This is a genomic window from Nostoc sp., assembly GCF_036919555.1.
In the GTDB taxonomy this organism is placed as follows: Bacteria; Cyanobacteriota; Cyanobacteriia; order Cyanobacteriales; family Nostocaceae; genus Nostoc.
In genome coordinates this window covers 1-10,091 of the sequence record NZ_JBALCS010000075.1, presented here as the reverse complement: position 1 = coordinate 10,091, position 10,091 = coordinate 1, and the positions used below count along the sequence as shown (strand labels likewise).

The window sequence follows — 10,091 nt, the reverse complement described above, 5'->3', positions numbered from 1 at the left end:
CCTGATTCCTTGATATGCTCTGCGAAACTGGTTTTAACCTGATTATTTATTCTCCCACTAATATGGTCTGTTTATTTACGCCGTACTGTACTAGGATGTTCGTTGGGTTTCGCTATTGCTCAACCCAACCTACAATTATCCTTAACCCAAGCGTATTGGGACAGGGTAAGGTTTTAGTGGACTTTTGAATTAATCGGATAACTTGTGTGTACACCGTAGCTCGAAGAGCGGGGTGGGGTTCTTTGCTAAACAATAAATCGTTGTGAACAAATAGACTTATGTTGTGAACCAAAAGACTTGTGTTGTGAACCAACAGACTTGTATTATGAACCAACAGACTTGTGTTGTGAACCAAAAGACTTGTGTTGTGAACCAACAGACTTGTGTTGTAAACCAACAGACTTGTGTTGTGAACTACCCCTCTTCTGTCACTTTCCGGGAGGGCGATCGCTAGAAGCCTTATGAGGCAATCAATACAAGCTATACTATTAGAAAAAAATTGGTCTTGTATTTGTTATTAGAAAATAATCGCGCGATCGCTTCATATACAAAAGCTCTAGAATTCAGAAATGGCAAAAGTTTTCGGAGAGTGACAGAAGAGGGCTACAGCAGGTTGCAAGTAAATGAGGTACACAATGCACAAAACCAAAATTGTGTAGATCCTCCCTAAATCCCCCGATAAATTGGAGGACTTTGAGGGTTCTTGCCCCCCAATTTATCGGGGAGTTGGGTGGATCAAAGCTTGTGGGGCAACTCTAAAAGACTTGTAGCTACGCGCAGCGTCTCGTAGAGAGGGTCATTTTGAATTTTGAATTGTTAAGTTTCGGTCAGTTCGATAATTTCGTCAAAACAGAAATTATCCACGAAATCAGTAAGCCCCTCAGCTAAATTAAAATTACTGTCGGGAATCTGTTTAATTAACTCTAAAATTAACTCGGCATCTACCTGAACAGCTGCTTGGTGTACTGCTCTCACCCATTCTAATGGCATGACAAGTAAATCTTGGGGTTTAAGTTCTTCCGGCTCAGATGCGATCAATTCTATATCTGCAAGATTCTCTGGCTCTGCGTATATATATTGTACTCCCAGATACTCAGCGATCTTGTTAAAAATTACCTCTTCGTGGAAAGGCTTGCGGATTAGATCGTACAACCCGCCGCTAAAATATTAGACCTTTGTTCATCAAAAGCGCTAGCTGTGAGGGCAATGATCGCAGTCCGGGGAGTAGCAGAAGCCGGGAAAGTAGAAGAAATACCTATCTTCCTCATCTCCCCATCTAGCCCGCTCTAATGCTCGAATTTGTCGAGCCGCCTCATATCCGTCCATAATCGGCATTTGCATATCCATCCAAATCAGTTGGGGATGCCATGTTTGCCAGAGAGCGATCGCTTCTAAGCCATTAGCAGCCGCACGAGTTTCAAAACCAACTGTGTTAAGTAACTGTGTCAATAAATCGCAATTTTCTGGGCGGTCATCTACCACTAAAATCCGGTATGCTATTTGACCTGATACTAAAGCGATCGCTTGCAGGGTGAAATTGATTGCAGTGTTTGCATCCTGGTCGATAAACTGGCGAGAAATGCTGTTAAGGAGTCTGTCTACTTGAGCGCGATGCCAAAGTGTGGCTTCAACTTGCTTACGTTCAGTCAAGTCTTGCACCATCCCCTGAATGAGTGTGCGTTCACCCAACTTACAGCAAATTGCAATCAATCGTACCACAGATGGAAATAATCAAAACCAGTGATAGAGTCTATTCTGCGATTGATTTTGTGGCGGGCTTCGTCGAAAACTGCTGTAAATACAGTTAACCACACCTCAGCTGGAAAATCTGTACCATCAGCGCGACGGTGAACCCACTCAAAACGATGTCTGCCTTGCTCGTAGGCGATCGCAATTTGTTGACGGGACAAATTAGCAGAAGTTTCACCGTTTGGTTGAAATGGCGGTGAAAATTCACTTGGATGCTTCTGCAAAAACTCTTGCCGAGAATAGCCGAATAGTTCTTCTGCTGCCCGGTTGCAATCAAGGGGAATTCCGTTTTCCTGTAACATGACAGCAATACTGGTTGATTCGTAAAGAGCGCGAAATCTGGCTTCTGATTGTCGCAAAGATTCTTCGACAAGTTTGCGATCGCTAATATCGGTAATCACAGCATCTATACAGCCATCCTCAGCATTCCGTCTCAGGGATATTAGCCCCCAACCAGGAGATTTATCTCGACGACATAGTTGCAATTCAAAGTTACGTACCTCGCCCTGCTGTGCGATTTCTTTCAACAGCTGTTGGCGATCATTTGGATTCGCGTAAAACTCCGTCGTGAATTGCTTACCAATTAGATCAGCCGCGCAACCATAACCCAAAATTTCGGCTTGGCGTTGGTTGGCTTCCAGAAACAGCCCATCTTCTAAGCGAATCCGAGCAATCCCTACTTGAAAGTTTTCAAAAATGTTGCGATATTTCTGTTCGCTGTGACGTAGAGCTTCTTCTGCCTGTTTGCGATCGCTAATATCACGGAAGTACCAAATTCTACCGTAGTAATCTTCTGTTGGCGCTCGCACGAATGCAGAATAGCGGTCTAGAGTCCGCGCATCTTTCAGGCGAATTTCATCACGGCTGATTTGGTCTGGATGAGCGTAGAGATACTCAACTTTAGCGAGAAACTCCTGTGGCCGTTCTAGTTTGTCGAGTGCTAATTCCAGTAATCGCCGATTGTTACCACTGACAAATGTTTCTGGGATTTGCCATAACTGACAAAAACGCTGATTGTAAGACACAATCCGATTATTTTCATCTACGACTAAAATTCCATCAATTGAAGCTTCTTGTTGGGCTTTAAATATGGCATGACTGCGGTGTAAATCTGCCTCTACTTGCTTGCGATCGCTAATATCTGTAACTACTGCTTCCATGCAGTTTTCTTCTACATTTAAACGTAAAGAAAATAACCCCCAACGCACCTCTCCATCGCACCACCGAAACTCAAATTCAAAGTTATTGATTACACCTTTTTGTTGTACTATATCATGTCCGGGTAATTAGTTGTGATTCCCATAGTCATTGCACCCCACACGCCAGATGCTCCACTTGGGGAGACCCCTCTGAGCGCTGGCTCCCCTTAATCCCCTAAGAGCCGGCTCTTAGGGGAGACAAAACGCAGCTTTGGCGGGGTGGGGTTCTTTGGGTTTAATAAGCAATGAAGCGGACATGATATAAGAGGTCGAACAAAAAATAGGAGATTATACTCATGGTGGAGATTGAAAACTTGGGAGTAAGTGTAGAAGAGTATTTGGATGGATTGGCAGCAGGTATTGATATTTTGGAATTGAAGCGGTTAGAAGCAATGGGAATTCCAACAAACCTGGCTCTAGAAGTTATGGCGATTGTACCAAAGATAATCAATGGCACGGCTACTCCTGAAGAAGTTGTTAGAGGACTAATGATTGTAGCACCATCGCTTAGGAAACAAGTTGAATAATTCGTAATTAGCGATTAATGATTTGATTAACAGTAAACCTTCAGTTACTTGACTCTGCTCAATTTGGTGATATTTAAATTCTTTCGATTTTTTTCTGCTTGTTTAGTTCTTATCTACTAATTCATCGGCTTTTTGTTGATGTGTGACAGTTGATGGTGCCGAATATGAACTCAACCATAATCCTAAATTGGTGCGTTACACTACGTTAACGCACCCTACCAATTAGGACACCTACTCGTCAATTTGACCAACGCGGCGGATATTCAAAATGTCGCTCATTTTCTTAATTTGCACGAAGACTTGCTCTAGTTGAGAGCGATCGCGTATATCTATTCCTAAGTCCATCAATGCAGGTTGACCAGTAGAGGTTTTCACCTGGGCATGGCGGACATTGATCCCTTGGTCACTCAACCGTGACAAAATATCCTTTAACACCCCTACGCGGTCAAGGGCTTCAATTTGAACTTCCACTGGATACGTGTGCGGACGACCACTATTTTCGGCTGTTGGGTTCCACCTAACTGGTACTAAGCGCTCATACTCCACAGTCTCCAGATTATGGCAGCCTTGGCGATGAATTGAAATCCCCCTACCTCGCGTCACTACACCAATAATTGGTTCGCCAGGAATCGGGGTACAACATCCAGCTAAATAATACACCAAACCTTCTATCCCAACAATTGGCGAATCAGTGGCGCGGGAGGTAGTTGCAGGTGCATCTCGCAAAGCTTTTGATGTAGTTGATTCTTTGGGGATAAATGTCGGCACTGTGGAAACTGGTTGTTGTCCCTTCGCCACTTCTCGCCAACGATTTAGTACTAGGTTCAAGGTAACTTCACCGTAACCCAAACCAGCAAGTAAATCTTCCACGCTATGGTAGTTACACTTTTCGGCGACAGTCTCCATTGCATCCGACTTCAGCAAACTATCAAAACCAGTTTTACCAAGTTCCTTTTCTAACAATTCCCGTCCACGGGCGACATTTTCTTCCCGGCGCGATCGCTTGTACCATTGTTTTATCCGATATTTCGCCGCCGAAGTCCTGACAAAGTTCAACCAATCCAAACTCGGATGGCAATTCTTTTGGGTGAGAACTTCGACAATATCGCCATTGTGCAGCCGCGTTGACAGTGGCACCATTCGCCCATTCACCCGCGCCCCTGAACAATGGTTCCCCACTTCCGTATGAATACGATAAGCAAAATCCACAGTGGTAGAACCGGGACTTAAAGGTACAACATCCCCCTTAGGGGTGAAGACATAGACATCATCTTCAAATAGATTATCCTTGACGCTATCAAGATATTCTTGTGCATCCTTGAGATCAGTTTGCCATTCTAGCAGCTGCCGCAGCCAAGTAAACTTGTCATCTGTCGCTGTCAAATGGCTAATACTAGAACCTCCTGTTTCTTTGTACTTCCAATGAGCTGCAATCCCATACTCGGCGATATGATGCATTTCGATTGTCCGAATTTGCACCTCTAAAGGACGACCAGTTAGGCCAATCACCCCAGTATGCAACGACTGGTAACGGTTAGGCTTTGGCAGTCCAATGTAGTCCTTAAATCTCCCAGGAATTGGGCGAAAAGCGTCATGAACCACTGCCAACGCCCGATAGCATTCCTCATTGGTTTGAACAATAATCCGCAACGCGGCCAAATCGTAAATTTCATGAAATTCCTTTTGCTGTCGGTGCATTTTTTGGTAAATGCCATAAAGGTGCTTGGGACGACCGCTAATATCTTGAAAGTGGATTCCGGCTTGCTGCAAACGCTCTTGCAACATATTCGTAGCTCTAGCCAATTTCTCTTCTCGCGCCGTCCGTTTTTCGGAAACATACTCCTGCATTTGGCGGAAAGCTTCCGGTTCCAAATACTTAAAAGCCAAATCTTCCAGTTCCCATTTAATTCGCCAAATCCCCAAGCGATTGGCTAAAGGTGCGAATATATCTCGCGTTTCCTGGGCACTGCGGCGGCGGCTGGACTCTGACATATACTGTAAAGTTCGCATATTATGCAAACGGTCTGCCAATTTCACCACAATTACCCGAATATCTTGCGCCATTGCCAAAAACATCCGCCGGAAGTTTTCCGCTTGGCTTTCGGTTTTGCTGGTGAAATTAATTTTAGAAAGCTTGGTGACACCTTCGACCAATTGCCGTACTTCTGGGCCAAAGCGCTGTTCTATGTCTTCACTTGTAACTTCTGTATCTTCAACGACATCATGGAGAAATCCAGCTGCTATCATAGCAGCACTACCTCCCAAGTCACGCAGCAAGTCGGCTACAGCGATGGGATGAGCAATATATGGTTCTCCCGATTTGCGATATTGACCTTGATGCAGTTGGTAGGCAAATTCAAATGCGCGACCAATTAAAAATGCATCATTATGCCTTCGGTCATCTTCCGCTTCGCCGCTACTTGTCGATGACTCCTTCAAACATTTTTTTAACCATTCGGGAATAGCAAGATCAACTGATGAATTTATCGCTAGACTGCTCATACAATTAGGTTTAGAGAGGATCGGTAGATAAGTGAATGATGAATAAAACTAGCAGCATCAACCTCAGAAGATGCTGTTGATCGAAAAAACAGTGTCAGGATGATTCGCCAATTGCCGATAGCGCAGCATTAGCGACGCAGGAGCGTCTGGTAGTCATCCAGTTTGAGTTTCAAGGATCATAAAGAAAGAAAATCCATTGATGGCAAACAAAGCCTCAAATCAGGATTTGAGGCTTTTCGTGCTGATAAGTCTTTAAGTAAAGTTTATTGTAGAAGAAAAATTACTTGACATTAATACTATCTTAACTAGCACAGGATGTCTTTAAACCGTGAGAGATATTTGACACTCGTAACCTTGCTAGAGCAATTACGCTCCGATGCCACAACTACCCAAATAGTTACGCTCGAACTGCGAGTACGTATAGCCTCGTTGCAGCAATTTTTCGCGCAGCAGATTGTGCCTTTGGCTGATGAAGACTGGCGAGTGCAGTCTTATCAAACGGAGATGAGCAAGCAATTGCGCCTCTTGGAAATAGATGTGATGTTTTTGCAAGGAGCGCGGCAAGCATCTACTGCACAAACGAGACTTCAGACGATTAGCGATCGCTTGACAATCCTCATTCAATACTGTGATGCTATTCTGCAACCAGAAACGGAGGGAGAAAAATAACAATTGTTCACCTTTTCCTCTAATTATTCCATCATCTCATTTCCAACCGTTCATGAAAAGTTATTTTGGCAACAAGTTGGAAATCGGGCATTGGGCATGGGGCATGGGGCATGGGGCATAGGGCATAGGGCATTGGGCATTGGGCATTGGGAAGAATACCGTGCGTGTCAACTTAACGCGAAATGGGCGGTTAGAAAGCGCGTCTACACAAACAAAACCCACCTTCGTGGGTTAAAAAGCCTTAATTTTCTATTAGTCCGCGTAGGCGGACTTTGCCTGTGTAGCCGCGTTCGCGTCAGCGTGCCGGAGGCTCTATTCCATTCACCCTGGCTCTAAGTTGACTCCCGACTCCCTACTCCCTACTCCCGACTCCCTTCATAAGAAGATTCATTGTGCGGCGCATGTACGCTTCTACTGGCTCGGTTGTGGGTTTGAAAATCAGTGCATAATATAGTGACCCACTCACAAGATCGATAATTAAGTCTACGTCTGCATCTTTGTGAATTTCGCCTCTAGACTTGGCACGTTCAAGTATTTTAGAAAAGGCTTCACGTCGGAGTTTTGTATATTTTGTCCAATAGACCTCGGCAAACTGAGGATTGCTAGACGCTGTACTAATTATCAGGGCGAGTGTCTGACGACCAAGGGGACTATCTATTTTTTTGGCGGCATTATTGATTAGGATATCCATGTCTCCCCAAAAGCTGCCAGTATCGGGGATCGCTAAATCATCTCTCAAACTTTCGATTGCGTCTGCAACTAGTTCTTCTTTGGAAGTATAACGCCGATAAATAGTCGTTTTACCAACTCCAGCACGGGAAGCGATCGCTTCTATACTCATGCTTTCATATCCTACCTCTGCAAGCAGATCCAAAGTCGCTTGCAGAATAGCTTGGTCGGCGTGGATGCTGCGTGGGCGTCCACAAGGGCTGTTGATTTGCTTACTCATAAAAATATCATCCCCAAGCAATATCTTCTTAGCAATCTGCTTCTACCTTTGGTCATAGAACATACCCTATGGGGAATAAATCAGTCCAGAACTCATTTCCCATGCACGAAAACAGCAACACTGACCATCCATCTTTAGCATAAGTATTTCTGCCACTTTTTATTCAAGACTCTCTTGACCGTTTTTATATGATACGCTACCGTAGCGTATACATACTAGATTTAATTTTAGCTTTGGCGACGCCCAATAGCCCAACTCAGGCATCGCTTCACATCTCCCAAATATTACTTGTGCTAACAATGGCTACCAATATTAAACGTTCGACTTTTGACCAATTTGGTTATGTGCAGGGGCCATTGAAGTGGGCGATCGCTTTCACGGCTTCCCTTGGTGCAATATTAGAAGTAATTGATACTAGTATTGTTAACGTTGCCCTGACTGATATCCAAGCCAGCCTGGGTGCAACTGTTAGTGAAGTAGGTTGGGTGGTGACTGGATATGCGATCGCAAATGTTGTCTTAATTCCCTTATCTGCATGGCTGGGAGATTACTTTGGACGCAAAACCTACTTCATCTTCTCGTTAATTGGCTTTACCCTGGCCTCGGTTTTATGCGGGTTGGCATTAAATCTACCGATGCTAGTTATTTCTCGAATTCTTCAAGGTTTATGTGGTGGTGGGTTACTAGCTAAAGCCCAAGCGATTTTGTTCGAGACTTTTCCACCTGCTGAACAGGGTTTCGCACAGGCAGTTTTTGGGGTAGGTGTAATTGCTGGGCCAGCCATTGGCCCGACTTTAGGAGGATTCCTGGTAGATGGTTTGGGCTGGCGATGGATTTTCTTTGTGAATATTCCCTTCGGGATCATTGCAGTAGCGATGTCCTTGGCATTTTTGCCCAAAGATAAAGATAAGAATGAGACACAAAGCCAAGCCGTCGATTGGTTCGGGATTGGGTTTTTGGTGATTGCTATTGGCTGTATGCAAACTTTGTTAGAGGAAGGAGAGATAGACGACTGGTTTTCCTCCAGTTTCATCACCACGTTGGCGATCGCTAGTATTATCGGCTTGGGGTTATTTATTTGGCGAGAACTGAAAACAGATCACCCTGCTGTGGATTTGAGAGTTTTGCGTCACCGTTCTTTAGCTGCGGGAAGCGTTCTTTCAGCAGTAGTAGGTATGGGGCTTTATGGCACACTTTTTGCTGTGCCGATATTTGCTCAGAGTGTGCTGCACTTTACGGCAACCCAGACAGGACTATTGTTAGCGCCTGGTGCTTTAGCGTCTGCGATCGTTATGGTTTTATTAGGTAAACTGTCTAGTAAAATTGATGCCCGATTTTTAATTGCAATGGGCGCTGTCGGTTCATCTGGAGTCATGTTTCAACTAGCAGCAATTACCCCACAAACCGGCATAGATGATTTATTTTGGCCATTGGTGTGGCGTGGAGCTTTTACTGTGTTGATGTTTCTCCCTTTGAGTTTGGCAGTTTTAGGACCGCTACCCAAACAAGATATTTCTGCCGGGTCTGGTTTCTACAATCTCACCCGACAACTAGGTGGCAGTATCGGCATTGCCCTACTTACTACTCTGCTTGACCGACGAGAAGCTTTTCATCGAGCTATCCTGTTAGCAAAACTTAGCCCTTATGATGTAGAAACCAATCAGCGTCTCGACTTGCTTAATGGGGCACTTCAAAGCCAAGGCATAGATGCGGCAACAGCGCAACAACAAGTACTAGCTTTAATTAGTCAAACAGTAGATACCCAAGCTGCCGTTTTATCTTACGCAGATTGCTTTCGAGTCGTAGGGGTAGGGTTCCTTTGCTCATTACCTTTGTTACTATTCCTGGGCAAAGGCGGTGCAGGAGTGAAAGCGCCAGTCGGTCACTGAAACAGTGCTGAGTAAAAAGTAAAATTAATTGCACTCAGCATCAAATAGCGATCGCATCCCTCTTTGAAATTTTCTGATTACAAAAGTACGTAAAAACACGGGTTCAAAATTATTTTCTGCCGAAAGTCACAGAATCAAGTTAATATACAAGGATTTATCTGCATGAAAAGTAAAAGTCCCGCTCAGTTTTGGGCGGGACTATGTAAAGTCTTATTGCTAAAATTAGAAATCTTTGATCTTAGAAAAAGTTCATTATTGTAATAATGCTAACACTGGTCAACATCATTAAAGCGCCCATAATTATAGATTCACCTAAAGCATTGGGGGATTTTGAAGTCTTCATTTAAGTAAAATCCTTTTTATTAATTGTTTCTTAACCATATCAAAATCAGTATAAATATTTATAAAAGTATTGTAAAACTTAAATTACCGTAAACTTTCTTAGTAAATACTGTGATTTTTACTTATGTAATGATTTTGACTGGGGATTGCTTATTTTCCCACTGTTTCCCAGGTAGGGTCGAGGTGTGCATTACTGCAACACCCCTCCCATCCGAAACCGTGCTTGCGACTTTCACCGCACACGGCTACTCAGTGTGTTAACTAT

Annotated in this window: 9 protein-coding genes; 4 read left to right on the top strand and 5 right to left on the bottom strand. The window is 44.0% G+C overall.

Annotation, left to right across the window (positions count from 1 at the left end):
• Nucleotides 1–505: 505 nt before the first annotated feature.
• A complete protein-coding gene (locus V7K36_RS20935; RefSeq protein WP_335118898.1) occupies nt 506–670 on the top strand; it encodes a hypothetical protein in 165 nt (54 codons plus the stop codon).
• Nucleotides 671–816: 146 nt separating this feature from the next.
• On the opposite strand, the gene V7K36_RS20930 is transcribed toward V7K36_RS20935, so the two are convergent.
• Genes V7K36_RS20930 through V7K36_RS20920 form a run of 3 tightly spaced genes read right to left on the bottom strand, consistent with a single transcriptional unit; the run spans nt 817 to nt 2,909 of the window.
• Nucleotides 817–1,152: a hypothetical protein gene (locus V7K36_RS20930; RefSeq protein ID WP_335118896.1), complete on the bottom strand. Its 336-nt coding sequence runs from the start codon at nt 1,150–1,152 to the stop codon at nt 817–819.
• Between the two features lie 39 nt (nt 1,153–1,191).
• Entirely contained in the window at nt 1,192–1,719 is a 528-nt protein-coding gene (locus tag V7K36_RS20925) for a response regulator (RefSeq protein WP_335118894.1), read from the bottom strand.
• Nucleotides 1,707–2,909, bottom strand: a complete 1,203-nt coding sequence (locus V7K36_RS20920) for a PAS domain-containing protein (protein ID WP_335118892.1) — start codon at nt 2,907–2,909, stop codon at nt 1,707–1,709. Before V7K36_RS20920 ends, V7K36_RS20925 begins: the two co-directional genes overlap by 13 nt.
• A 335-nt stretch (nt 2,910–3,244) precedes the next feature.
• Here V7K36_RS20920 and V7K36_RS20915 point away from each other — a divergent pair, with 335 nt between their 5' ends.
• On the top strand, nt 3,245–3,475 hold the full coding sequence (locus tag V7K36_RS20915; RefSeq protein WP_335118890.1) for a hypothetical protein: 231 nt from the start codon (nt 3,245–3,247) through the stop codon (nt 3,473–3,475).
• A gap of 231 nt (nt 3,476–3,706) precedes the next feature.
• Here V7K36_RS20915 and V7K36_RS20910 read toward each other — a convergent pair whose 3' ends face one another.
• Nucleotides 3,707–5,977 carry a RelA/SpoT family protein gene (locus V7K36_RS20910; protein WP_335118888.1) on the bottom strand — a complete coding sequence of 757 codons (2,271 nt, stop codon included), beginning with the start codon at nt 5,975–5,977 and terminating at the stop codon, nt 3,707–3,709.
• Nucleotides 5,978–6,292: 315 nt separating this feature from the next.
• Here V7K36_RS20910 and patD point away from each other — a divergent pair, with 315 nt between their 5' ends.
• Nucleotides 6,293–6,646, top strand: coding sequence for a heterocyst frequency control protein PatD (patD, locus tag V7K36_RS20905; protein ID WP_335118886.1), 354 nt, complete (start codon nt 6,293–6,295; stop codon nt 6,644–6,646).
• A gap of 352 nt (nt 6,647–6,998) precedes the next feature.
• On the opposite strand, the gene V7K36_RS20900 is transcribed toward patD, so the two are convergent.
• On the bottom strand, nt 6,999–7,595 hold the full coding sequence (locus tag V7K36_RS20900; RefSeq protein ID WP_335118884.1) for a TetR/AcrR family transcriptional regulator: 597 nt from the start codon (nt 7,593–7,595) through the stop codon (nt 6,999–7,001).
• Nucleotides 7,596–7,894: 299 nt separating this feature from the next.
• On the opposite strand from V7K36_RS20900, the gene V7K36_RS20895 reads away from it, so the two are divergent.
• Nucleotides 7,895–9,484, top strand: coding sequence for a DHA2 family efflux MFS transporter permease subunit (locus V7K36_RS20895; RefSeq protein ID WP_335118882.1), 1,590 nt, complete (start codon nt 7,895–7,897; stop codon nt 9,482–9,484).
• Nucleotides 9,485–10,091 lie beyond the last annotated feature (607 nt).